Annotated in this window: 24 protein-coding genes and 2 pseudogenes; 8 read left to right on the top strand and 18 right to left on the bottom strand. The window is 38.8% G+C overall.

What is annotated here, in order from left to right:
- Window positions 1-84 precede the first annotated feature (84 nt).
- Both RMA95_RS03635 and RMA95_RS03630 read left to right on the top strand, forming a co-directional pair.
- Window positions 85-906, top strand: coding sequence for a hypothetical protein (locus RMA95_RS03635; protein ID WP_200001335.1), 822 nt, complete (start codon window positions 85-87; stop codon window positions 904-906).
- A gap of 9 nt (window positions 907-915) precedes the next feature.
- Window positions 916-1,833 carry a mechanosensitive ion channel family protein gene (locus tag RMA95_RS03630; protein ID WP_039251156.1) on the top strand — a complete coding sequence of 306 codons (918 nt, stop codon included), beginning with the start codon at window positions 916-918 and terminating at the stop codon, window positions 1,831-1,833.
- Here RMA95_RS03630 and RMA95_RS03625 read toward each other — a convergent pair.
- Complete coding sequence (locus RMA95_RS03625; RefSeq protein ID WP_311069608.1) at window positions 1,823-4,636, bottom strand: DUF2339 domain-containing protein; 2,814 nt, start codon at window positions 4,634-4,636, stop codon at window positions 1,823-1,825. The two genes, RMA95_RS03630 and RMA95_RS03625, sit on opposite strands and share 11 nt — an antisense overlap.
- A 154-nt stretch (window positions 4,637-4,790) precedes the next feature.
- Between RMA95_RS03625 and polA the strand changes: the two genes are divergently transcribed.
- Window positions 4,791-7,562, top strand: a complete 2,772-nt coding sequence (gene polA, locus RMA95_RS03620; RefSeq protein ID WP_311069607.1) for a DNA polymerase I — start codon at window positions 4,791-4,793, stop codon at window positions 7,560-7,562.
- A 53-nt stretch (window positions 7,563-7,615) separates the two neighbouring features.
- Here the strand turns inward: polA and RMA95_RS03615 are convergent, their stop codons facing one another.
- Genes RMA95_RS03615 through ppx form a run of 5 tightly spaced genes read right to left on the bottom strand, consistent with a single transcriptional unit; the run spans window position 7,616 to window position 12,715 of the window.
- Entirely contained in the window at window positions 7,616-8,185 is a 570-nt protein-coding gene (locus RMA95_RS03615) for a YggT family protein (protein WP_002054582.1), read from the bottom strand.
- Window positions 8,186-8,206: 21 nt separating this feature from the next.
- A complete protein-coding gene (gene proC / locus RMA95_RS03610; protein WP_079377114.1) occupies window positions 8,207-9,043 on the bottom strand; it encodes a pyrroline-5-carboxylate reductase in 837 nt (278 codons plus the stop codon).
- Complete coding sequence (gene tilS / locus RMA95_RS03605; protein WP_311069606.1) at window positions 9,018-10,418, bottom strand: tRNA lysidine(34) synthetase TilS; 1,401 nt, start codon at window positions 10,416-10,418, stop codon at window positions 9,018-9,020. Before tilS ends, proC begins: the two co-directional genes overlap by 26 nt.
- Complete coding sequence (locus tag RMA95_RS03600) at window positions 10,355-11,176, bottom strand: acetyl-CoA carboxylase carboxyltransferase subunit alpha (protein ID WP_213688850.1); 822 nt, start codon at window positions 11,174-11,176, stop codon at window positions 10,355-10,357. The genes tilS and RMA95_RS03600 overlap by 64 nt, the downstream gene beginning before the upstream one ends.
- 18 nt (window positions 11,177-11,194) lie before the next feature.
- On the bottom strand, window positions 11,195-12,715 hold the full coding sequence (gene ppx, locus RMA95_RS03595; protein WP_311069605.1) for an exopolyphosphatase: 1,521 nt from the start codon (window positions 12,713-12,715) through the stop codon (window positions 11,195-11,197).
- A 279-nt stretch (window positions 12,716-12,994) separates the two neighbouring features.
- Between ppx and trxA the strand changes: the two genes are divergently transcribed.
- Window positions 12,995-13,321: a thioredoxin gene (gene trxA / locus RMA95_RS03590; RefSeq protein ID WP_002054512.1), complete on the top strand. Its 327-nt coding sequence runs from the start codon at window positions 12,995-12,997 to the stop codon at window positions 13,319-13,321.
- A 320-nt stretch (window positions 13,322-13,641) separates the two neighbouring features.
- On the top strand, window positions 13,642-14,910 hold the full coding sequence (gene rho, locus RMA95_RS03585; RefSeq protein ID WP_001054522.1) for a transcription termination factor Rho: 1,269 nt from the start codon (window positions 13,642-13,644) through the stop codon (window positions 14,908-14,910).
- A 183-nt stretch (window positions 14,911-15,093) separates the two neighbouring features.
- Here the strand turns inward: rho and RMA95_RS03580 are convergent, their stop codons facing one another.
- On the bottom strand, window positions 15,094-15,228 hold the full coding sequence (locus RMA95_RS03580; protein ID WP_311069604.1) for a hypothetical protein: 135 nt from the start codon (window positions 15,226-15,228) through the stop codon (window positions 15,094-15,096).
- A 93-nt stretch (window positions 15,229-15,321) separates the two neighbouring features.
- Here RMA95_RS03580 and RMA95_RS03575 point away from each other — a divergent pair, with 93 nt between their 5' ends.
- A complete protein-coding gene (locus tag RMA95_RS03575) occupies window positions 15,322-15,585 on the top strand; it encodes a hypothetical protein (protein ID WP_311069602.1) in 264 nt (87 codons plus the stop codon).
- A 166-nt stretch (window positions 15,586-15,751) separates the two neighbouring features.
- On the opposite strand, the gene RMA95_RS03570 is transcribed toward RMA95_RS03575, so the two are convergent.
- From RMA95_RS03570 to pheS, 3 genes are read right to left on the bottom strand one after another with little or no spacing between them, the layout of a single operon-like run.
- Complete coding sequence (locus RMA95_RS03570; protein ID WP_000126166.1) at window positions 15,752-16,048, bottom strand: integration host factor subunit alpha; 297 nt, start codon at window positions 16,046-16,048, stop codon at window positions 15,752-15,754.
- Window positions 16,045-18,426, bottom strand: coding sequence for a phenylalanine--tRNA ligase subunit beta (gene pheT, locus RMA95_RS03565; RefSeq protein ID WP_311069601.1), 2,382 nt, complete (start codon window positions 18,424-18,426; stop codon window positions 16,045-16,047). The genes RMA95_RS03570 and pheT overlap by 4 nt, the downstream gene beginning before the upstream one ends.
- Window positions 18,427-18,458: 32 nt before the next feature.
- Window positions 18,459-19,439, bottom strand: a complete 981-nt coding sequence (pheS, locus tag RMA95_RS03560; RefSeq protein ID WP_311069600.1) for a phenylalanine--tRNA ligase subunit alpha — start codon at window positions 19,437-19,439, stop codon at window positions 18,459-18,461.
- 157 nt (window positions 19,440-19,596) lie between these two features.
- Between pheS and RMA95_RS03555 the strand changes: the two genes are divergently transcribed.
- A complete protein-coding gene (locus tag RMA95_RS03555) occupies window positions 19,597-20,598 on the top strand; it encodes a hypothetical protein (RefSeq protein ID WP_200001352.1) in 1,002 nt (333 codons plus the stop codon).
- A 6-nt stretch (window positions 20,599-20,604) separates the two neighbouring features.
- On the opposite strand, the gene RMA95_RS03550 is transcribed toward RMA95_RS03555, so the two are convergent.
- The 5 genes and pseudogenes from RMA95_RS03550 to RMA95_RS03530 all read right to left on the bottom strand — a co-directional run.
- Complete coding sequence (locus tag RMA95_RS03550) at window positions 20,605-21,108, bottom strand: GNAT family N-acetyltransferase (protein WP_212285037.1); 504 nt, start codon at window positions 21,106-21,108, stop codon at window positions 20,605-20,607.
- Between the two features lie 54 nt (window positions 21,109-21,162).
- Window positions 21,163-21,720, bottom strand: a pseudogene (locus RMA95_RS03545) (NADAR family protein).
- A gap of 93 nt (window positions 21,721-21,813) precedes the next feature.
- Complete coding sequence (gene rplT, locus RMA95_RS03540) at window positions 21,814-22,173, bottom strand: 50S ribosomal protein L20 (RefSeq protein ID WP_000124858.1); 360 nt, start codon at window positions 22,171-22,173, stop codon at window positions 21,814-21,816.
- A gap of 11 nt (window positions 22,174-22,184) precedes the next feature.
- Window positions 22,185-22,379 carry a 50S ribosomal protein L35 gene (rpmI, locus tag RMA95_RS03535; protein ID WP_002054552.1) on the bottom strand — a complete coding sequence of 65 codons (195 nt, stop codon included), beginning with the start codon at window positions 22,377-22,379 and terminating at the stop codon, window positions 22,185-22,187.
- An 11-nt stretch (window positions 22,380-22,390) separates the two neighbouring features.
- Window positions 22,391-22,498 (bottom strand): annotated as a pseudogene (locus RMA95_RS03530) (hypothetical protein); the annotation flags it as partial.
- Window positions 22,499-22,627: 129 nt separating this feature from the next.
- Between RMA95_RS03530 and nreB the strand changes: the two are divergent.
- Window positions 22,628-23,878, top strand: coding sequence for a nickel resistance MFS transporter NreB (gene nreB / locus RMA95_RS03525; protein ID WP_311069598.1), 1,251 nt, complete (start codon window positions 22,628-22,630; stop codon window positions 23,876-23,878).
- A gap of 40 nt (window positions 23,879-23,918) precedes the next feature.
- On the opposite strand, the gene RMA95_RS03520 is transcribed toward nreB, so the two are convergent.
- From RMA95_RS03520 to infC, 3 genes are all read right to left on the bottom strand, one after another.
- Window positions 23,919-24,347, bottom strand: a complete 429-nt coding sequence (locus RMA95_RS03520; protein ID WP_004698584.1) for a YqaA family protein — start codon at window positions 24,345-24,347, stop codon at window positions 23,919-23,921.
- Window positions 24,348-24,401: 54 nt separating this feature from the next.
- The gene (locus RMA95_RS03515; RefSeq protein ID WP_002054551.1) at window positions 24,402-25,022 is read right to left on the bottom strand and encodes a glutathione S-transferase N-terminal domain-containing protein; all 621 of its coding nucleotides are present in this window, start codon (window positions 25,020-25,022) and stop codon (window positions 24,402-24,404) included.
- A gap of 206 nt (window positions 25,023-25,228) precedes the next feature.
- Window positions 25,229-25,780, bottom strand: a complete 552-nt coding sequence (gene infC / locus RMA95_RS03510) for a translation initiation factor IF-3 (protein ID WP_079377112.1) — start codon at window positions 25,778-25,780, stop codon at window positions 25,229-25,231.
- Window position 25,781 lies beyond the last annotated feature (1 nt).

Raw genomic sequence — 25,781 nt, 5'->3', positions numbered from 1 at the left:
TGATGAGTAAGATGATTTTGAGTGTACTCTAAGCAGATTACAGCGTGAAGTCTGTTTAACAACTCGGTAGAGGAATTTTACGTCTTGTTTGAAAATAATGAATATCAGCCTCGCCCCCAAAATTCTTTAAAATGGTGGGGTGAACAGCACTTTGAAATTAACCAATCCAAAGCATGGCAATTTGGTTCAATGCTCTTTCGTTTAACGCGTGGCATAAAAGAATGGCGTATTGAATATTATCGTCCTTCTCTTCAAGATGATAATGAGCAAGATTGGCACTCAGTTGCCGACCCACACTTTGCTTTTCCACACAATGTTCAAGTCGAACGGTATATGTTTCGAAAGACCAATTCAGAATTTTTACTTATGCCACGTCTGGCAGATCGTTCTGTGGTTATTAAACCTGTTGATCCGATTTATATTCCAGCAGGTCAGCGAGGAACACTTTATATTAGTACGCCTCTCTGGATTGCTGGTTTAGTTGAAAGTCAGCATGAGCCTTTATTTGAAATTCCTGTAATTCAGCCTAAAGATACATGGTTTGGGCCTAATGCGCAGCAAGGTGAAATTTGCTATGCAACCTCTGTTGATGGACGTACCGATTTAAACTTGTTAACACCACGTGCATTTCGTGCGGTTACACCCATTGATTTTCACAATACCAGTAACCATCAATTACGCTTTGATCGTATGAATGTACCAGTAACTGCCCTACCTCTTTTTTATAGTGAAAGTACTGGTCGTTTATGGACTTCTCAAATTAAAGTTTATTATGAGGGCTCTGACCGTCCTGCCCGTATTCGTATTGAAAATCGTACGCCACCTCTTGCTGGTGAAGTGACTTATGTTCATCCCCCGCGGTCACCTGGTGGTGCACTATTTAATATGTTTGATTCATTCTTTTAAGGGGGTTATATGGCTGATACAAGTATTCCGAAAGAAATCGCTTATAGTCTCAAAAGTATATTTACCAATATTAATACCGAACGTATTAGTGAAATTTTAGTCGGTGTTGTGCTTTGCTTTATTGGTTTTGTTCTTGCACGCATTATTTCAAATACATTTATTAGAACTATTGGCTCACGCTTTAATGCTCATCAACGTTTAGTGTGGCGTCGTGGTATTTTTTATTTTATTTTCTTACTCTTCATTATGACGAGTTTAAAAGAGGCAGGATTCAAACTTAGTGTATTCCTTGGAGCGGCAGGGATTTTAACAGTAGCACTTGGTTTTGCTTCACAAACATCAGCCAGTAACTTAATTAGTGGTCTATTTTTGATTGGGGAAGGTTCATTTGAAGTCGGTGATACCATTCAAATTACCCTCATTCGTGGCAATACCATCGAAGGTGAAGTCATTTCAATTGACTTACTCTCGGTTAAGCTACTCACGCTCGACAATGTTTATATTCGTTTGCCGAATGAACAACTTATTCGTGCGCCTGTACACAACTTATCTAAATATCCGATACGGCGTATTCCAATTACACTCGCCATTAACTTTCACGAAGACATTATTAAAGTTCGCGAAGTTTTACTAAATGTGGCAGCGAATTATCCACTCGTATTAGATGACCCAAAACCTGCGGTAACTGTAACTGCATTTAGAGAGTCATCGATTGAGCTTTTATTTGCAATGTGGTGCCGCCAAGAAAATTCTTTAAAAGTTCGAGATGAAATGCAAGAACGTATCCGAAATGGCTTTTTAGATAATCAAATTGAAATTCCTGTTCCTAAAATGGGATTAATTGATCGTCCATCTACTGTTTTTGCTGAAGATGATATCGATCAATACAGCAACCAGAAAGAGTTAAAACGAGAGCCTAAAGCTTAGGCTCTTGATTCTTCTGCACAGAGGATGATGGTGGTAATGGTGCAAGATAAGCAATTATCAACATCACTCCACCTGCTCCAATAAATGAAATAACTCGAGTTAATGTTGCACTTTGCGATAGATCAAGCAAAATCAGCTTTAATACAACAATCCCTAAAAGTGCAGCACCTACAAACCAGAGTTGACGAATCATTTTCCGACTAGAGTATGTGGTCAATACAAATGCCAAAATAACCCAAAGTAGTGTCAGGCTTAATTGGATTATTCCATTTGTCCAAATTGCCACGCTCCATAGTGGTGTCGCCCAGTAGTAGTGCAAGCCCCGAACGACCACACTACTGAACACTAACAGTCCCACTAAAATTGTTGTAATTTTAAAAGTCCACTCCAGTGACTTATCTTGATCAAAATCATGTTGATAAATAATAAAGAGTAGGCCTGCAAATCCCGCAATTGAAAGTAAGTCAGTTAAGTTAAATAAAGGAACAAAATATAGGTACTCGGCAGAATGAATATCAACACTCACCGCAAGCAACCACAATAAGCTCAAACACCACACCGGAATTTGATGCAACAACGTCGTTTTATGAGCTTTATATGCCCAAAGTGAATACCCCCCTGGAACAAAAGCCAAAGCCACAATTGGCATTTGCGGAAAAATAGCCACACCCACTATCGCTAATGCTAACCAGCTTAAACCAGCCCAGACTTTTAAGTAGCTAGACTCACCCAACTGCGGTTGAGCGATAATAAATAAACCACTAAGAAGAATAGTACTAACAAGGAAAGTAATTTGCTGTAATGAATCTACCCATTTAAACAACGTAAAAACTTGACTTGTAAAAGCTTCACCCAAAATTAGTAACAGTAACAGACTAATTAAAAGTAACTGTAAACTTTCCCATTGGACACGAAGCTTATAATGAATAACTGCACTAAATATTGCGATTAGGGCTATGGCAAACATCAAATATGGGCTTAAGGCATGATGATGCCATGCCATTATTTCTACACCTGCTACAGCACCCGCATACATACCTAGACATAAGAAAATGCCGCTAAACATGCTTGCACTGAAATAGCGTTGTTCTTTACTGTTGTATTGCAGTAAATAAAAAGCCGAAATGAATTGAGCAATTGCATAAATGCTAGTGCTTAGCGTTGGGAACTCTTCATTTGCCCAAACCTGATAAAACAGTGCAAGTGAGCTAAGTAACACTAAAACTACACCAATATATCGGCTTAAACGGTAGCGTTCAGTTACTCCCCAAACGATTAAAGCCGTACCTTGTGCAACCCAACCAATTGCTGTCCAGTGCGCGCCTTTTGCAAGTGGAAAAATTAAAGCAAAAAAAGCAACAGCGAGAATGAAAAAGCTTTTTGCAAGAACTGAAAGTTGTGGATGGGATTTTTTAATCCAATAAGTTAATACCGCATAAGTACCCGCTAATACAGCAGCACCAATCGTCAAAGCTTGGGTCGACTCATGAACTAAATAAGCATGAAGTGTAAAGCCTAATACAGGAACACTAAAAATAAGGCCTACATCTAACAGTGGAGGTAAACGAATACCCACTTGTTTATCATGTTCTGAAACCCGCGATATATTTTGGCTATAACGAACACTTAACCAAATAAACAAAGCAATATGACACCATAAGATCCAGTCTAATGTGTCAAATTTTGCTGGCTCAGCATAAAATGCGATTGCACTACCACCAATAAACATTGTGGCAAAGAAAGCAATTTGATTTAGGATTTTCCAAGGCTGAATAAAATTAACAGCAGCCACTGCAAGATTAATGACGAAGTAATAACTAAATAGAAAAATTACATCTGGGCGATATTGCGGAATAACTAAAGGTGCCGCATAAGCCATACCGAGTGCTAATATTGCTAAATAAATTGCTTGTTGTTTTAAGCTCAGGAATACTGTAATTGCTAATAAAATAGCAAATAAAATACTTGCTGTAGTGATATTGGCAATCACACCAAAATGATGTGAGAACACAAGCGTCAAAAATACAACTGCAAGTCCTACACCCTGCAATGCCACAGCAAAAAGCTGGTTTTTCTTTTGCAAGGTATACCCAAATGCTGTTAACACACCTCCAGCAAGAGCAATAAAACCAAGTTTTACTCCTAAGCTTAACTGCCAGTGCTCACTTGCAAAACGTAATAACAACACTACTCCAACCATCAGCACAGCAACAGCAACTCTTAAGATTGGATTACCATGAACCATCCAATCGACTGCTGGTTGCCACCATGCGCTTTGTACATGAGCTATTTGTTGTTCTTGATTTAAAGCTATTGTTTCAGGTAGAGCTGGCTCGGTAATATTGTTTGGATCAGCTTGCTCTGATACAGGCATTATAACTTCTGTATGTATAGATTCATTTACATTTACTGTTTGTTTGGCTGACTCGAGGAACAATAGACGAGTATGAAATGCACTAATGATTTGAATCAAACATAATAATAAAACCAGTAATGCCCCACCAGCAATCCATATCCAATGATTGATATAAGCAACTAATGCAACTAATGCAACTAATGCAGCCGCATAAATGACTGTGCGTTGTATGTGAATAGAATAAAGTGGCGTTTTCTGCTGAGAAAACTGTTGTTCTAAATGAATTAAACGCTGATGCAGATTTGATAAAAATTGAACTAATATGACAGTGAGCGCAATAGATAAAGCAACAACGGCGCTTTGAAATTTAAAACCAATTGAAATGGCTAAAAACAAAGTCAAAGCGATCAAAACGACGATCATTCCCTGTTTGTCTTTTTTATACATGGGCTTAGCAATATAACAGCTTCATTACATGTCATATTACTTCAAGCCAATACAAGCGTATATTTATTCATACAAAATACTGCAAAAATCATAATCCTGCATTCATAGCCATTTTCACGTAAAATACCCCTAATTCAAATTAAGGAATTGTTCAATGCCACCATTTGTCTTGGTTGATGGGTCCTATTTTTTATTTCGTGCATATCATGCATTACCACCATTGACGACCTCTACAGGGTTACATACCAATGCAATACGTGGGGCAATTTCTGCCATTCAAAAATTAATGCGCCGTATGCAGCCAACACATATGGCTGTCATTTTTGATACGCCTGAGCCAACTTTCCGTCATAAGCTTTCACCTATTTATAAAGGTGATCGCCCAACCATGCCTGAAGAGTTATCTCAACAGATTCCATATTTGCATGCATTGATTAAAGCTCAAGGGATTCCTTTATATAGCCTTCCGGGTGCTGAAGCTGATGACATTATCGGTACACTTGCTAAACGTGCCGTACTCGAGGGCCATCATGTCCTTATCTCAACTGGAGATAAAGACATGGCTCAGCTCGTCAATGACCATGTAAAATTAGAAGATAGCTTTAAAGACCGTGTAATGGACACCGACGGCGTATTTGAGAAGTTTGGTGTTTGGCCAAATCAGATTATCGACTACTTGACTCTAATGGGCGATGCATCTGACGGTATTATGGGCGTGCCTGGCGTGGGAGCAAAAACAGCAGCTAAGTTACTGACCGAATATGGCACTTTAGATAATATCATTGCTAATGTAGAACAGCTTAAAGGCAAACTGAGCCAAAATATTAAAGACAATTTAGATAACATTAAGCTTGATCATCAATTGGCAAGTATTGTTTGCGATCTTCCTTTAGAACTCGACTGGCATGAGTTAAAGCTTACTGATCCAAACGTAGAGGCTTTGCGTAATCTATACACTGAGCTTGAGTTTAGAAACCAATTACAATCGCTTGATCATCCAAACAACCCCAATAGTTCAAGCTACAAACAGCAAGCTTCACAGACAGTGGTTCAAAATGAAGTTAAACCTGCTGAAACGATAGAAACCGAAGATCACGCCAGCTTAACTAGTCAAGATGACCAGCTTGGAACTGCAAATTATCATACTGTTTTAACTCAAGAAGCTTGGGATCAACTCTGGCAACGCATGCAAAATGCCGATCATTTTGCTATTGATACAGAGACCACAAGTCTTGATTACCGTATTGCAGAGATGGTCGGTTTTTCAGTCGCCTTTGATGCACAAGATGCCTACTATGTGCCTTTAGCGCATAACTATGAAAATGCACCACAACAACTGAACCGTGAACAAATTCTAGCGCAAATTAAGCCTGTGCTAGAAAATGAAGCAGTTAAAAAAATTGGTCATCACCTTAAATATGACGCCCATATTTTTGCAAACCACGGTATAGAGCTTAAAGGCTGGTACTTCGATAGCATGCTGGCATCTTATGTATTAAATGCAGCAGCAACTCGTCATGGCATGGATGATGTAGCTCGTGTCTATTTAAGTCACTTGACCACTACTTTTGAACAAATTGCTGGTAAGGGTGCTAAACAAAAGACTTTTAATCAAATTGAGATTGAAGTTGCTGCTCATTATGCAGCCGAAGATGCACATGTGACCTATCGTTTATATGAAGTTCTTTCAAGTAAGCTCAAAGCACATCCTGAGCTAGAAAATATTTTATATAACATTGAAATGCCAGTTGCCCGAATTTTGTCAGGCATGGAAGAAGATGGTATTCGACTAGATCATGCATTCTTAGACAAGTTAAGCGTTGAATTTGCAAAAACAATGGAAGGGCTTGAAAATCAAGCGATGGAAATTGCAGATGAAACTTTTAATATTGCTTCACCTAAACAAGTCGGCGAAATCCTATTTGATAAATTAGGAATCAAAGGTGGCAAAAAAACTGCAACTGGGCAATACAGCACCAGTGAAAGTGTTTTAGAAAAAATAGAACATCCTTTAGCGGAAATTATTCTAGAGCATCGCGGTTTAGCAAAACTTAAAAGTACCTATACTGACCGTTTAGTTGAGCAATCTCATAACGATACGCATCGCGTACATACGAGTTATCACCAAGCACTCACAGCAACAGGTCGTCTCTCCTCTTCCGATCCGAACTTACAAAATATTCCAATTCGTAGACAAATTGGCCGTCAAATTCGTAAGGCATTCATTGCACCAGAAGGACGAGTTTTACTAGCAGCCGATTACTCACAAATTGAACTTCGTTTAATGGCTCATTTCTCTCAAGATGAAGCTTTGGTACACGCATTCCAACATGGTCAAGACGTTCACCGTCGTACGGCAGCAGAAGTATTGGGTATTGCGATCGAAGATGTAACCAATGACCAACGCCGTCAAGCGAAAGCAGTTAACTTTGGCCTACTGTATGGTATGTCTGAGTTTGGCTTAATTCGCCAGTTAGGCTTCACACGTCAAGAATCGCAAAATTATATTAAGCAATATTTCCAACGCTATCCTGGCATTTACGAATATATGCAACGTACCCGCCAAGTAGCATCGGAACAAGGCTTTGTTGAAACTATTTTAGGTCGTCGTCTTTATACACCTGATATTGATGCACGAAATGTGATGGTACGTAAGGCTGCTGAACGTGCTGCAATTAATGCGCCTTTACAAGGTAGTGCGGCTGATATTATTAAACTTGCAATGATTGAAGTTGATAAAATCTTGCCAAAAGATCAAGCTAAACTACTACTTCAAGTACACGATGAATTAGTATTTGAAGCTAATCAAAATATTGCTGAGGAACTTTCAAAACAAATCGCAAAAGTCATGGAATCTGTTGTAGAAATTTCCGTGCCTTTAGTGGTTGAAGTTGGACAAGGACAAAACTGGGATGATGCCCATTAATTAGCAAAAATAAAAAAAGGGCTGTATTAACAGCCCTTTTTTATTGCATTAACTTACAGTCCCGTTAAAAGAACTTTAGCGACTTCATTCATTAAGATCTCGGCAATATAGAGTGCCAAGAAAGCCAAAATTGGCGATAAGTCAATCATTCCCATATTAGGTAGTAAACGACGGAACGGCGCTAATAATGGTTCAGCTAAATCTTGAATCACTTCAATGTAAGGAGAACGAGATTGAGTGAACATAACCACCCAGCTCAAAATGATTGTCGCGAAAATTAAATAACGGCAGAAACGAATCAAGTCCTGAATCATAGTCACAAATGTCAGAATCACTAAATGAATCGGACTATTTGGCATTGAACCTGAAAGATACATCACACCGAAAATTTTCAGTAAATATAAAATAATTAAAAGAACTAACGCGGCTAAATTGAATCGGCCTTTTGCGACCGTTGGAAAAATTCGGCCAAAAATATCAACAATCTTCGTCGCCTTTACTGTCGATAAAACCACAGGATTATAAGGACTTACTGCCGCCAATTGCATTAAGAACCGGAAAAAGACCAATAAAATCGCAACGTTAATTAAAATTCCAAAAATTAGCGCAGAATTTGCACCCATAGTTGTCTTATCCTATTAAAGCTATTTTGCACTGTCACTCAGTTCTTGAGCCAATTCTTGGCTACGTTTCTGTGCAGCAGCTAATGCAGATTGAATATTTTGAGAGATTTGTGCACGATCAAAAACTTCAAGTGCAGCTTGTGTTGTACCATTCGGTGAAGTCACATTTTTACGTAGTTCAGACGGAGTATTTGAACTCGTAATTGCCATTTGAGCCGCACCTAATGCTGTTTGAAGTGTTAAAGCAGTTGCAACTTTTTCATCTAGCCCTAGATTTTTACCTGCGCGAATCATACTTTCCATGAGGTAGAAGAAATAAGCCGGACCTGAACCTGAAACTGCCGTTACCGCATCAATTTGAGCTTCGGAGTTTACCCAAATTGTTAAACCAGTTGCTGCTAAAATTTGACTCGTTAATTCACGGTCTGAAGCACCAACCACATCAGTCGCATAAATACCATGTGCGCCAGTTTGAACTAATGCTGGCGTATTCGGCATAACACGTACAATTCGTTCGCTATCAATAAGATTTGATATTGTCTTAATTTCCGCACCAGCAATAATCGAAATAACCAGTTTATCCGATAATAAGCCTTTCAACGGGCGTAGAACATTTGCTAAAACCTGTGGTTTTACAGCAAGTACTACAACATCTGCATTTTTAATTGCAGCCACATTATCTTGTGTTACATGAACTTCTTTTTCTTGTAATAAATGACGGATTTGTTCAACTGGATCTGAAACGGTAATACGTGTTGGCGGCAAACCTCTCGAAATTAGCCCGCCAATCAACGCTTGGGCCATATTACCACCACCAATAAAACAGATATTACTATTTACTGCACTTGTCATAACCATATTCGCCATTTACCAGATCACAAGAATGAGAAATTAAATCTGGTTGCCATCCTCCTTGCTCACAATACGGAGACTGAGCCAACCAAAATCCTTTCGGTGTAAAAACCCCAAGCATAACATTATCTATGACTAATATTTGAATTGTATGACGAAGCCAAGGCAAAATATGTGCCTCTTGAATTGCTTTTTTTAATGGCCATTGCCCAACACGACCATATAAATGGACTTTTTCACCGCCTTGACGTCGAATTATTTTTAATTCTTTATTTAATAAAGAATGACTTATACCAATTTCTTTAGACACAATATGAAAAAGTCCAGAAGCCCCCTGCCACTTTTCTTCTAATTTAAATGCATGCTCGAGTTCAGCTTCAACCGGATTTAAAGTTTCCGCAAGATAAACCTGTTTACTTAACCTATAGAGTATATTTTGATAACGAACATAGTAAAACTGGTTCCAATGTAAAGCGGCTTGAGCATCTGACTTAGATTCAATAACTTCAGTCTTTAAGCGCTCGACCATTTCAAATGCAGGCCGATATTGCCCATCACCCTTCATCCAAGCGGAAAGTAATTGACGTTGACGGGCAGATGACAAATCTAATAGTTTAATTAAATCTAAGCATTCAGCCGTTCCACAATGCTTTAAATCGGCTTTCAAAACTTCTTCTAAAATTTCAGAAGCATCTTGCATGAGATAACTGGTTCGGCTCAGTGCCTGCTGCATTTTTGGAAATCGTTTTGTTAAAAATGGCCAAAGCTCTTCACGACACCACACACGATCATAATGGGTATCATAGTTCATTGGATCATCAATATACTTAACTTCAAGCTGAGCAGTCCAAAAAGCGATTTGCTCACGTGTTAGATCCAAAAAAGGGCGCCAAATTGTCATGTTTACACGGTAATCAATGGCTTGCATCGCAGCAAGTCCATCTACACCTGTACCTGACAATAAACGTAAAATAACTGTTTCGGCCTGATCTTGCTGATGATGAGCAAGCAATAGAATTTCATTTTGTTGTAAATGTTGCTGATAAGCTTGATAACGTGCTTGACGTGCTTGAGCTTCCAGATTCCCATCAGAAATCTGAACTTTTTGAATAATATAAGGAATATTTAAATTTGTTGACTGACTGGCAACAAATTCCCCCCATTCTGCACTTTGTTTTTGCAGTTGATGATCAATGTAAATTGCTCGGATCTTTTGAGGGAAAATTTGAGCCATTAAATGTAGTAGTAGCATTGAATCCATGCCACCACTACATCCAATAAGAAAAGAACTATTTTCTGAAAACTCTTGAGCCTGCTTTAAGACGTGATGCCTAAATTTTCGCTGCCAAACTTCATTAAACGTTGATAACGTGCTTCGCATCGTTCATTTGCATCCATTGGTAGCAACTCTTCCAAAGCTTGCTTCAAAACCACTTTTAGGTTTTGCATAACACGCTCAGGGTCTAAATGAGCCCCTTCACCTTCATCTACTACATATTCAACAATACCTAGAGATTGTAGTTTATCTGCTGTTAAACCTAAAGCTTCACTCGCTTGAGCTGCTTTTTCAGCAGTCTTCCATAAAATAGAAGCACAACCTTCTGGTGAAATCACAGAATAAATACTATGCGATAACATAATTACTCGGTCTGCAACACCAATACCCAAAGCACCACCAGAACCACCTTCACCGAGTACTGTTGCAACAACAGGAACTTTCAAACTTGAAAGTTGAGCAAGGCTAGTAGCAATTGCTTCAGCTTGACCACGTTCTTCAGCACCAACACCTGGGTATGCACCCATCGTATCAATAAACGTGAACACCGGAAGATTAAAACGCTCAGCCATATCTAATAAACGCTGAGATTTACGGTAACCTTCTGGGTTCGCCATACCAAAGTTATGCTTTAATTTTTCACGGGTACTACGACCACGGTGTTGTCCAATGACCATCACAGGTTGACCGTCAAAACGAGCAAGACCACCTACCATCGCACCATCGTCACCAAACAAACGATCACCATGCAAGGCATCAAACTCTGTAAAGATTTCACCGACATAATCTAGAAACTGCGGACGATCAGGATGACGTGCAATTTGAACCGTTGTCCACGCTTTGGACTGAGTAGCTTTTTTCATAGGTCGAATATTATCCCTTTAATCGATAAATTTTTCCGACTGAATATTCAATTCAATGTCCCAATGCTTAAACTGCTCTTGCTCATCATGCAAGTCGGCAACTAACAATGGCCATTGTTTGGCATCACCAGAAACACTAAGCTGCCATTGTTGATCATTTATGATGGTCAATTCAATGGCAGGAAGCATCTGATCACTGCGACTATGGTTGAGTAAAACTGCAAGGCGAAGTAATAAACTTAAGTAAAGTAATTTATAACCGCCAGCCTTTAAAACTTCATTTTTTACATCATTACGTAATTTGCGACGATGGTGAGCAACCAAATGTGAAAGATGGTTTTGATCAATTTGTGAGAAACCTGGAATATCAGAATGCTGTAATAAATAAGCACCATGACGATGGTAACCACCATGACTAATTGCTAAACCAATTTCATGCAAATATGCAGCACGGCGCAGTAAGTCACTGTCTTCACTGGTTAAATTAAGTGGCTTTGCTACACCATCGAATAACTGTTGAGCTGTATTTACAACTCGTTCTGCTTGTTTCGGATCAGCGTTATAACGTCCCATTAGGGCTTGTACACTACGATCTCGGATATCTTCATGTTTAAAACGACCTAACAGGTCATACATGACTCCTTCACGCAATGCACCATCAGAATATGCCAAATATTCAATTTCCAATACTTCAAAAACTGCGTACAAAATTGCCAATCCGGCTGGCAAAACTGCTCGTCGGTCTTCTCGAAGTCCTTCAAAATCAATTTCAGAAATATTTTTGAACTTAAGTAACTTATCTTTAAGTTTATAGAGGCCTTCACGAGTGACATTTTCTTGCTCGTCACTTAACCCCATATTCACCATAATTTGACGACAGGCTTTAATAGTTCCACTTGAACCAACAACAGTATCCCAACCTTCCATCTTATAAGTTGTTGCAATTGCTGAAAGTTCTTTACGAGCAGCAACTACTGCCTTATCGAATGCTTTTTGTGTGATTTCGCCATCAGCAAAATAAGCTTTTGTATACGCCACACATCCCATTTGCAATGATTCGGTATATATAGGCTCAAACTCTTCGCCAATAATAAACTCGGTAGATCCCCCACCAATATCCACAACTAAACGACGTCCACCGTTAGCCATCGTGTGAGATACGCCAAGGTAAATCAGTCGTGCTTCTTCACGACCAGCAATAATTTCAATAGGTTTGGGTAAAATTTCAGCGGCTTTTTGAATAAATTCATGGCCATTTTTAGCCTGACGTAAAGCATTGGTTGCCACAATTCTTAAACGATTGGGTTGAACAGAACTTAAACGTCCCACAAAACGAGCTAAACATGCTAATCCACGTTGTTGTGCTGCTTCTGTTAAATTTTTATTTTCATCAAGACCAGCCGCAAGCTGTACTTTTTCTGACATTGAAGCCACTTTTTTAACTTCACCGTGATCTACCCGTGCAATTGCAAGGTGAAAACTGTTCGACCCCATATCTATGGCAGCAAGTAATTCTTCATCAATCAGAAAATCAGACATTATTGAACTAAACCCATAACAATTCACGCCTAGAGTAATTCACAAGAATGCAATTGAAAAGCCATTTTCATCAACAATTAATAGACATCGATATTTTTCTATTTGTTAAACGATTGTACAAGCCGATGGTGAATATCGTGAGCATCCATTAGACAAATTCAGTTAAGCCTTGAATAATAGCATCAAACCCTTACATTGAACTAAGTAGCTATGTAATACTGATAGAGATTATATCCTCATATAGTGATAGCACTTTTTTCTAAAAATTGGAGCCGTACCATGTCTGCGACTATTGTAAATACAACTGATGATAACTTCCAAGCAGATGTTCTAGATGCAGAAACCCCTGTACTTGTTGACTTCTGGGCAGGTTGGTGTGCACCTTGTAAAGCAATTGCACCTGTTCTTGAAGATTTATCAAGTGAATATGCTGGTAAAGTAAAAATCGTTAAAGTTGACGTAACTTCTTGTGAAGATACAGCAGTGAAATACAATATCCGTAATATTCCTGCTTTATTACTTTTCAAAAATGGTGAAGTAGTAGCTCAGCAAATCGGTGCTGTACCTCGTTCTAAACTCGTTAGCTTCATTGACGAAAACGTTTAAGAAGAAACGTTACAGATAAAAATACGCTATATCTCTATAGCGTATTTTTTTCGGCTATAAATTGACAAATTAGCTGATCTCACTTATATTGCATGCTCAAGAGGCACTGAAGGGAATCGTCTTCTGTCCGGCTTCTTACAAGACACAAACATATAGATCGCCACTCGGCAACAGAAATTGTTTTTTCACATTTCTCTTCGAAACAGTTAATCAGACTTCTGAATTGTTATTGTGTAAATACAATTGCGATACTCTTTTTTGTATGCGAGCGATTTTTCTTCTTTTAAACCACACTCTACTCTTTCCTAATTCTGACCCTTATGAATTTAACTGAACTCAAGAAAAAACCAATCGGCGAACTAATTAAAATTGCTGAATTTATGGGCCTTGAAGGTATGGCTCGTAACCGAAAGCAAGATATTATCTTTGCCATATTGAAACGCCATGCAATGAATGGCGAAGAAATTTTTGGTGACGGCGTTCTTGAAATTCTCTCTGATGGTTTTGGTTTTTTGCGCTCTGCCGCAGGTTCGTATTTAGCAGGTCCGGATGATATTTATGTGAGTCCTTCACAAATCCGACGCTTTAACTTGCGTACAGGTGATACCATCACAGGTACTATTCGCCCTCCGAAAGAAGGTGAGCGTTATTTCGCGTTACTCAAAGTTAATCAGATTAACTATGACACGCCTGAAAATTCTCGAAATAAAATTTTATTTGAAAACTTAACTCCCCTTTTCCCAACCGAACAATTGGTTATGGAACTAGGTAATGGTACAACAGAAGACTTAACTGCTCGTGTTGTCGACTTAGTTGCCCCAATTGGTAAAGGTCAACGTTCGATTATTGTTGCACCGCCAAAAGCGGGTAAAACAATGTTACTTCAAAACATTGCTCAATCTATTGTGAGAAACAATCCGGAAGTATTCCTTATTGTTTTACTTATTGATGAGCGCCCAGAAGAAGTAACTGAAATGGAACGTACTGTACGCGGTGAAGTCGTTGCTTCAACATTTGATGAAGCACCTGCCCGTCACGTACAAGTAGCTGAAATGGTCATTGAAAAAGCAAAACGTCTTGTTGAACATAAAAAAGATGTTGTGATTTTACTTGACTCTATTACACGTTTAGCTCGTGCATACAACACTGTAATCCCTTCATCAGGTAAGGTATTAACGGGTGGTGTAGATGCTCATGCATTAGAACGTCCAAAACGTTTCTTTGGTGCTGCTCGTAACATCGAAGAAGGCGGTTCTTTAACAATCATCTCTACTGCGCTTATTGAAACTGGCAGTAAAATGGATGATGTAATTTACGAAGAATTCAAAGGTACAGGTAACCAAGAAATTACGCTTGATCGCCGTATTGCTGAGAAACGTGTCTTCCCTGCCATGAATATTAAGAAATCAGGCACACGTCGTGAAGAACGTTTAATGGATGAAGATAAATTACGTAAAGTTTGGATCCTTCGCAAACTTCTTCATCCTATGGATGAGTTGGCTGCTATGGAATTCTTACTTGACCGTATGAAAGAAACTAAAACAAATGATGATTTCTTTGATCAAATGAAACGTAAAGCTTCAACTTAATCATTAATTTGTTCCAAAAAAGCTACTCTCGTGAGTAGCTTTTTTATTTGGTTGACATGCTTTACACAAAACTACATTTTACTATTCCTTATGTAAGGATATATTTAAGCTTTTGAAAACAAATATTTTTAATATAAAAAAATTATGTTTTTTAGTAGCTTACTTATACCTTTTCCAATATATCTAATCTATTTGATTGTTTTTTTCTGTTAAAAAACAGACTGTTTTTTCGATTTTTCTGCGCTTTTTTGACAGGTGACAGTAGTATTTCAACATTCGCAGTGATAGCATAGCGGCAGACCAGTTAGACTGCTCCATGCGTTGTTACCTAGCTACGTTTAGGAATAATAAAAGCAAAACAGCCTAACTTAGGTTTTTTTAATCTCAAATTTTTTTTGTGAGAGTGATGCCATGTTATTCAAAAAATTCGCTGTTGCTGCTGCTGTTGCTGCTACTTTAGCTTTCGTTGGTTGTTCTAAGAAAGAAGAAGCTCCAGCTGCTGCTGCTGCTTCTGAAGCTGTAGCTGCTGCTTCTGAAGCTACTGCTGCTGCTTCTGAAGCTGCTACTGCTGTTGACGCTGCTGCTTCTGAAACTGCTGCTGCTGCTTCTGACGTTGCTGCTTCTGCTTCTGACGCTGCTGCTTCTGCTGACGCTGCTGCTTCTGCTGCACACTAATCTATATTCTAGATTAGATAAAAAAGAGGACGTTATGTCCTCTTTTTTTTATGCCTAAAATTTTATAAGTTCAGTACAGATGTACTTGATATAAAGATTTCTAGGCTTACATTAAATATGATTCATTCAAAACCAATTACAACCAAACATAAATAAAAAAAGCAGATCAATCGATCTGCTCATTTCCAACGCGTTGTCTAAATTTCTGACCCGCTCTAAAGGTCACTACACGGCGCGCAGAAATCGGAATTTCTTCGCCTGTTTTTGGATTACGTCCTGGACGCTCGCGTTTATCTCTAAGTTCGAAATTACCAAAACCAGAAAGCTTAACTTGCTCACCCGCGATAAGCGCTTGGCTAATTTCGTCAAAGAACAACTCGACCATTTGTTTTGCTTCACGGCGATTTAAGCTGGTTAACTCACTTAAATGATCAGCCATGTCTGCTTTAGTTAGTGCTGTCATGAGGCCCTCAATGTCGCTTGATAAGTGTTTTCCAACACTTGGATTATATTGTCCATACCAGATTTAATTTCAGCATCTTCAAGCGTACGTGAAGGATGTTGCCATAGTAATGCAAACGCTAATGAGCGCTTACCATCTTCGACACCCTGCCCCGTATACACATCGAATAACCAAGTAGAGTCTAAAAGCTCTCCACCAGTTTTTTCGATTAACTGCTGAATATCTCTAACATTTATATTATCAGAGATTAAAAGCGCAATATCACGTCTAACCGAAGGAAAACGTGATAATTCTGTAAAATTAGATACATAAGATTGCAAAACTGCTGCCTGATCAAGCTCAGCAACCCAAGTTGTGCTCAAATCAAGCTCATTTTCTAAAGATGGGTGCAAACGGCCTAGGTAACCAATTGATTTACCATCAACTAAAATTTCAGCTGACTGTCCCGGATGCAACCAAGCACGCTCTGAACGAGCATATTCAACTTTAAGACGTCCAGCAGCTAAAACCTCTTCTACTTCACCTTTGAAATCGAAGAAATCCATTGGTTGTGGCTTAGCATGCCATGATTCTGGTTCACGAGAACCTACAGCAATTAACGCTAATGTCGGGATTTGCTTTAAGTCTTGAATAGAAGCGGCATTTTGATAATCAAAACGCAAACCTAGCTCAAAGAAACGCACACGGCTTTGTTGACGGTTTAAATTATATTGTACACAAGGAATTAAACTAGAAAGCAAAGTGCTACGCATTGCTGCTAAATCACTTGAAATTGGATTTGCTAGCATGAGTGGATTTACTTGTGGATTTAATTGCTTTTCAAGTTTTGCATCAGCAAAGCTAAAGCTGATTGCTTCTTGGTAACCCAAAGTGACTACTGTTTGGCGTAGTTGAGCAATTTCAAAACGATCTTGATACTTAGCAAGCTGAACATCCATACTTGGTAAGCTAATCTGAATATTGTCATACCCATCAATACGTGCAACTTCTTCAATCAAATCTTGATAAATTGCCATATCGTAACGATGTGATGGTGGAACTACGCTCCACTCACCTTCAGCTTTAACAGTTACTTTACCCCCTAGTCGAGTTAAAGCATCTGTAATGAAATCAGCAGCAACTTGATATCCCAATAATTGGTCTACTTGAGCTTGCTTAAGTTCAATAGCTTCACGTTTTGGAAGTAAATCAGTTTTTTCAGCTACAGTGATAGGACCAAACTCACCACCCGCTAATTCTTGAATGAGCTGAGAAGCACGATTCATCGCAATTAATGGCAATTCAAAATCTACACCGCGTTCATAACGTTGCGAAGAATCTGTATGCAAACCAAAACGGCGAGCACGCCCAGCAATCGCAAGTGGAGCGAAGAATGCGCTCTCCAAGAAGATATCAGCTGTATCATCAGTTACACTTGATGCTAGACCGCCCATAATACCAGCGATTGCTAGTGCTTTCTGGTCATCTGCAATAACCATCACATCTTCTTGCAACTCAACTTCTTGATCATTCAAGAGTTGCAACTTTTCTTGTGGCTGAGCTTGGCGAACGTGTACAGTTCCTTCGATTTTAGCTAAATCAAAAGCATGCATTGGCTGACCCAATTCCATGAGGACATAGTTCGTTACATCAACCAGAATACTGTGAGTACGAATTCCTGAACGTGCTAAAGCTTGTTCCATCCACTCTGGGGTCGCAGCTTTTACATTCACGTTTTTAACTACACGTCCTAAGTAGCGTGGAGCCCCATCCGTGCTGATCACTACTTTTTTCTCATCAGTGATTGTCGCATCAACTGACTTGATTTCAGGCTCATTCATTTGCAGTTGGTTAATTACTGCAATCTCACGTGCGATACCACGGATACTGAAACAGTCACCACGGTTTGGTGTAATACTGATATCAATAACGTTATCATCAAGTTTTAAGTATTCACGGATGTTCACCCCTACTGGAGCATCGGTAGGTAGCTCAAGCAAACCATCGATTTTATCTTCAAGGTCGATTTCAGAAGCGCCGCACAGCATACCTTGTGATTCGATGCCACGAAGCTTACCTTTTTTGATTTTAAAATCGCCTGGTAATACTGCACCAATAGTTGCTACAGGTGCTTTCATTCCAACACGAACGTTAGGAGCACCACATACAATTTGCAGAGGTTCACCTGAACCAATGTTAACTGTTGTTACACGCAGACGGTCTGCATCTGGATGTTGTTCAACCGTTAGAACTTCACCAACCACAACTCCAGTAAATGGCTTAGCAACAGGTGCTAGTTCATCTACCTCAAGACCAAGCATAGTCAACTGATCAGATAATGTATCACTATCAATGGCTGGGTTAACCCATGTGCGTAACCAATTTTCGCTAATCTTCATCTTTATAAACCTTATTTAATCCTGAAAAAATGTTAGGCAAATTGGCGTAAGAAACGCACATCATTTTGATAGAACATACGTAAGTCATTGATGCCATAACGCAACATTGCAAAACGCTCTACCCCTAAACCAAAAGCAAAGCCTTTGTATTTATCAGGATCAATACCCGCAGCACGTAGTACATTTGGATGTACCATGCCACAGCCTAATACTTCTAACCAACGTCCACGCTCATCCATGATATCCACTTCTGCACTAGGCTCTGTAAATGGGAAATATGATGGGCGGAAACGTACTTTTAAATCTTTCTCAAAAAATTCATTCAGTAGGTTAATTAATAAACCTTTTAATTCAGCAAAGCTGGTGTTCTCAGCAACGTACAAACCTTCGATTTGATGGAACATTGGCGAATGCGTTTGGTCTGAGTCACAGCGATATACACGGCCCGGACATACAATACGAATTGGTGGCTGGCTTGTTTCCATGGTACGAATTTGCACACCAGAAGTATGCGTACGCAACAAATGGTTTGCATCGAAATAGAAAGTATCGTGCATAGCACGTGCAGGGTGATGCCCAGGAATATTTAATGCTTCAAAGTTATGATAGTCATCTTCAACTTCTGGTCCTGTTGCAACTGTAAAACCAGCTTTAGTAAAGAACTGGCAAATACGTTCTTGTACTTGAATAACAGGATGAACTGTACCAATGCGCTGTCCACGACCTGGTAAAGTAATATCAATGGTCTCATTTGCTAGTTTTTGCGCTAGCGCAGCTTGTTGTAATGCCGTTTGACGCTCACTTAAAGCGCTATTAATTGTTTCTCGAACAGCATGAATCGCAGCACCTTGTACTTTACGTTCTTCAGGGTCCATTTTCCCTAATGCTTTCGATTGTTCTGCAAGCTGGCTTTTTTTCCCTGTAAATTGCACACGCACCTGATCAAGTGCAACAAGGTCTTGAGCTGCTGCAATGGCAGCAAGCGCTTCTGTGGTCAGGGCTTCCAGTGACATATTAACTCTCAAAGCAACAAATTTAAAAATATAATAAAACGCTGCATTCTAACAGTTTTTCACCGTATTGATGAAGTTTATCCATCATGAAAAATGTATTAGGCAACAAAAAGATAAAACGTATAAAATAATACTATCGTCAATGAGATCAATTATTATGGCGCTCAATCAGATTTGGAAACAACAACTTACACTTGTGACCTACGGTAATGAATACCTTCGCCAGAATTTAAGCTTCAATCAATGGCGACAACATCATATTTTTGACCAACATAGTTTTCAGTTTCGTGACTTAATTTCACAGCATTTACTTGCTCAACATTTCCAAGTTTGGCTAGAAGCACTCAAAAAACAGGGAACAACCCAAATCTCTCTTCACTTATCAACCATCTTAAATGAAGAGCAAAATCCAAATAATAATGTAGAACTTTTACCCTATACCCATTTTATTGTGAGCCATCAAAACAATAAAAAAATCGCATGGATTTTTGGCCATGAGCTTGCCGAATGGTACAGCAGCGATAATGAATTTGAAGCGCCTTTAAATCAGCGTAGTGATTTACGTTTAGAAACTTTCTGGCGTTTTGAACTGAACGAAAAATTATCCAAGAAAGTTGATGCTGACTTAAAAGTACCTCAATGGGATGAAATAGCTGACTTTATGGAAACTGAGTTATTTCGAAGTAAGTATGCAGCAGGTTTTGAAGAACCAGAATTTCTGAAAAAATATTTTGATGGGTCAACACATCAAATTTCAGTAGATCATCAACCGACTCTTGCTCTTATTCCTGAAAACTACCCAGCTGATTGTGCACATCAACTCCTCTACCGCACTCAGGCTTTATCAGATTATTTAGAGCAGAAGAAACGCACCGCAAATGATCCTTTAGGGGAAGACTTAGACCAAGAACAAATTATTAACTTAAGAAATTTTACCCACAAAACTGACGACCTATTTGCAAAGCTGATTGTGAAAGCAGCAAATCACTATCAAACAGCTCAATTAAAGCCTGTTGAGAAACCCTCTCCTTTTGATGCAACGAATGAGTCTGCAACCCATTTAAAAGCACCTCATCATAAGGCTGGAGGAACAGGTGTAATCAAGCTTATTGTTCTAACCATCATTATTTGTGCCTTAGCTTATTATTTTGGTCTTTAATCAAGATTAAAGTTCCCATTGATAAAGTAATTCTGTTATTCCGAGGCCGAACTCTGGTAGTTCGGCCTCATCAATTAACTTTGCTCCCATTTTTTCATAGAAGAAACGACTCGGATTTTTATTAAAAACCTCTAAACGAATAAAAGCATAACCTTGCTTTAAAGCGCATTGATAGAACTTTTGGAATAACTCACGGCCTATGCCTTGTTTTTGAACTTCTTTTAAAAGATAAAAAGCAAGAATTTCAGCAACGTTATTTTCTGGATTTAAATAACCATCGAGAAAGCCTTTTACTACTCCATTTTCAGTATAGATAAATAACTTATGATCAGGACTTCTGCTTATCTCTTTCCATAACTGTTCTTTATCTAGTACGTTAAGCTCATCTAATATTTCTTGCTTAACTATATCGGCATAGGTTTCTTTCCAACCTTGCACATGTACTTCTGCAATAGATAATGCATCCTTAAATGATGCTATACGAATATCTGTGTCATTTAATGGTTTCAATTCACTCCCCTCACGTCACTACTCTTTAGAGTGAAGCATTGATATCGCACCAACCTACTCAGTTAAAAGCAGCTCTCGAACATGCATTAAAGCAAACCCCAACAAATTTAGACCTTGCCATAGAGAAGGATCTTGGATATGTGGATGGTCTTGGGCCATACCAATACCTCAAATTTTATCGACAGGAGATGCTTCAACCAAAATACGGTCTTTCGTTGCTAATAAGAATTTCTTCAACTCAGGATGCTGTGAGAATTTGGCAAAATTTGCCTGCACTACTATATCAAAACGGTTTTCTCGCCATATCTGTTCGTCATAATTACGTACTTTACGGCCGAGTTGCTTTGCTTCATTCGGATGTTTAACCTGCAAAATTCGTGCAAAAAATTCTTCATCATTAAATAATTTTGCTTTTTGCGCCATCATATAATGCTCAGCAGTAAAGTACTCGACACCTTCTACTTTAAATTGCGCTGGGAACCACTGGCTAAAACAGCTTTTATCAACAAGATCAGCTTGTTTAGGAGTATGTCCCCAAAAATATAAGTATTTATACTGGTGACCTTGCTGTACTTTTTGAATTAAGTCATTTAGAAATTTTTCGTCTTTCATCATTTATCTCTGATTATTTTCTCTTTTTTAAAATAGGACCACTAAAAATAAAAAAAGACCGCTAAAAAGCGGTCTTTCTTTGAATCTCTAAGCTTATGCAGCTAATGCGCCTTTAGCTTTTTCAGCTAAAGCAGCAAATGCTACTGCATCATGCATAGCGATGTCAGCTAATACGCGACGGTCGATGATCACTTGAGCTTTTTTCAAGCCATCGATCATACGGCTGTAAGACAAACCGTTTTGACGAGCACCAGCATTGATACGCGCAATCCATAGAGCACGGAATTGACGTTTCTTTTGACGGCGGTCACGGTAAGCGTATTGACCAGCTTTGATTACCGCTTGGAACGCTACGCGGTAAACGCGTGAACGAGCACCATAGTAACCTTTAGCGCGAGCAAGAATTTTTTTGTGACGACGATGAGCCACTACACCACGTTTTACACGAGCCATTTATAATCTCCTTAGATGTATGGGCACATACGACGAACTGAATTCATGTCAGAAACATGAACCATTACACAGCCGCGTAATTGACGGATACGTTTAGCAGATTTTTTGGTCAAGATGTGGCGCTTGAACGCTTGTTTACGCTTAAAACCGTTTGCAGTCGCTTTGAAGCGTTTAGCTGCACCACGGCGAGTTTTTAACTTAGCCATAGTAACCTCTTTTAGGCACCTGTTCGGCGCGATTGCACCATTGCAAAATCGACCTGCAGGTAAGGAAGCGCGTATTTTATAGCATGCTGACTAAAATTAAAACTACTCGTAGCATTTTTTTGGATTGATGTCTTAACAAATTAAAAATTTATATTGTTTGTTTAGAGATTGGTCATTGCTAATAAATTCAGCATCATGGCTTATTTAGCTCTATAATATGTCCAAATTATCAACATACGATATTTCAAATGCAGAAACATGATGCATTCGCTGCACTGCGCTATAGAGATTTCTCTCTTGTTACCATTAATCAATTTTGCTTAACGTTAGCAATTTTGATTCAAGAAATTATTGTTGCTTATTCACTTTATCAAATTACCAAAGACCCTCTAACTTTAGGCTTAATTGGATTAGCAGAAGCCATTCCATTTATTGCCCTATCGCTTTGGGGTGGCTATTTTGCTGATAAATTTAATAAACAGATCATTATGAAAATCTGTTTATTTTTCTCAGTGCCTCTACCTTTAGTTTTGTGGCTGCTGTTCCATCTGCATGGTTTAGGCCATATCAGCGTAAATTTCCTTTCTTGGGGTATTTATGCTGTTATTTTTGGCTTAGGTACCATACGCGGGTTTTATAATCCCTCTGCTACATCATTGAAACCATTCTTAATTCCACGTGAGCTTTATGCCAATGGCGCAACATGGACAACTATTGGTTGGCAAAGTGGCGTGATTATTGGGCCTATGCTAGGTGGGTTTATGCTTGCTTACTTAGGCAGAGAAACCAGTCTTTTTAGTGTTGCAGGCCTACTCAGCATCTGTTTTATTCTCATTAATTTATTACAAAAACGAAGCTTTCCTAAAATTGAAACTACCAATGTATTAGAAAGCTTAGGTGATGGTTTCCGCTTTATTTGGAAAACCAAAATAGTTCTCTGGGCTATTTCTTTAGACCTTGCCTCTGTTTTATTTGGAGGTGTGATTGCCCTACTGCCTATCTTTGCAGAAGATATTTTAAAAGTAGGGCCAGAAGGCTTAGGTTATCTACGTGCAGCACCATCTATTGGTGCCCTCATTACCATGATTGCTTTGACCCGTTTTCCTCCAACTCAACACGCATGGCGTAACATGCTACTTGCAGTTGCTGGTTTTGGTGTATTCACGATCCTTTTCGCTTTCTCAAACAATATGTGGTTGTCCCTATTTGCACTGGCCATGACAGGTGCTTGTGACAGTATTTCAGTTGTGGTTAGACAAACCATTTTGCAAATTTTCCCACCAGAAAATATGCGTGGTCGCGTTGCAGCTGTAAATGGAATGTTTGTTTCATCCAGTAATGAGCTGGGTGCATTTGAATCAGGCTTGGCAGCTAAATATTTGGGAACTATTGCAGCAACTATTTTTGGCGGTTGCATGACGCTTGCAGTGGTCACCTTCTGTTGGCTAAAAACCAATGACCTATTTAAAGTCGATATTACTAAAAGCTCAGAAGACTAATTAAATCCTTTTAATAAAAGCATCTTCGGATGCTTTTACTTTAAATAAAGTCTGTAATTACCCAATAAATGAAAATATAACGCCCAGCCTTAGCAATAAGAACCATAAATAAAAAGCGCCAAAAATTTTCTTTGAATAAGCCAGCAACCAAAGTAATTGGATCACCAATCACAGGTGTCCAACTTAAAAGCAGCGAATAAAAGCCATACTTATGATAAAAACGTTGAGCTTGTTCTAGACGTTTTTCAGAAACTGGGAACCATTTTTTATGTTTAAACTGTTCTATTTTTAAACCTAACCACCAGTTCACACATGAACCGAGTACATTTCCGAAAGTAGCAATCGAAATAAGAAGAAAGGCGGAATGTTGATTTTTTAATAATAACGCAGCGAGTACAGCTTCTGATTGTAGCGGTAATAATGTAGCCGCCCCAAAAGCACTCAAAAAAAGTAAAAAGTAACTTAGCATATTAAATTAAAACCAAACTACCTTTCACTTTATTCATTGCGCTACCAAGCAAAATTAGATGACTTTAATTGATAAAGCTTTTTGTACCGCAGGACGTGCTGTTAGGCGGACAATATATTCTTGCACATATGGATAGTCCTCTAATTGAATCCCCTGCCATTCATATCGCAAGATCCAAGGCAGAATTGCCATATCAGCAATTGAGTATTCCCCCGCAACAAATTTTTGCCCTATAAGTTGTTTGTTTAATACGCCATATAAACGCTTAGTTTCATTCACATAACGTTCAATTGCATAAGGAATTTTCTCTGGCGCAAAGCGGTTAAAATGATGATTCTGCCCAAGCATAGGCCCTAGCCCACCCATTTGCCACATGAGCCATTGTTCAACTTCAACTCGCTCTTGTTCATCTGTTGGATAGAATAAGCCAGTTTTTCGACCTAAATATTGCAAGATCGCGCCAGATTCAAATACTGAAATTGGCTCACCACGTGGACCGTCCTGATCGACAATTGCAGGAATTTTATTGTTTGGGGAAATTTTCAGGAAATCAGGTTGAAATTGATCATTTTCTAAAATATTAATTGGATAAAGGGTGTAATCCAGTCCCATTTCTTCTAAGGCAATTGTGATTTTATGTCCATTGGGTGTTCCCCAATAATATAGATCAATCATTCTATTTTCCTATTCATCGTTATCATGACTGCGTCTTGCGTTATATCATGTTTTGGCTAATACAATGATATCTCCAACACCAAAAAATACATAAAATTTGAGAATAGCTTTGGTTTAAAAAGTTATTAAATCGCATTTTAAAGATACTAAATCACGAAATGACAGGCATAAAAAAGCACTGCTTTTGCAGTGCTTTTTTATGAGTATTACTTTTTCTTTTTCGGTCCAAGTAACATACCCATTTGTCGACCTTCCATTTTCGGAGCTTGCTCTACAATACCAAACTCAGCTACGTCTGCTTCAATTTTTTGTAATTGAGCTAAACCAAGTTGTTGGTGAGCCATTTCACGACCACGGAAACGTAAGGTGATTTTGACTTTGTTACCTTCTTCAAGGAACTTCAAAATAGCACGAAGCTTAACTTGATAATCACCTACATCAGTTGCTGGGCGTAGTTTGATTTCCTTCACTTGCACTTGATGCTGTTTTTTCTTGGCATCTTTTTGCTTCTGTTTCAGGTCAAACAAGTGCTTGTTGTAATCCATGATTTTACAAACAGGCGGCTCAGCGTTTGCGACAATCTCAACAAGGTCAAGATCTGCATCCTCAGCAGCACGCAGTGCTTCATTTAATGAAACAATTCCTTTTTGCTCACCATCAGCAGCGACGAGGCGTACTTCTTTTGCACGGATCTCATCGTTAATTGCTGGACGGTTACTCTTTGCACCTTGTTGTTGGTTACGGTCAGGCTGTTTAATC

The organism is Acinetobacter sp. V110_1, from assembly GCF_031798975.1.
Classification (GTDB): domain Bacteria; phylum Pseudomonadota; class Gammaproteobacteria; order Pseudomonadales; family Moraxellaceae; genus Acinetobacter; species Acinetobacter nosocomialis_A.
This window is presented reverse-complemented; position numbering and strand designations above follow the sequence as displayed.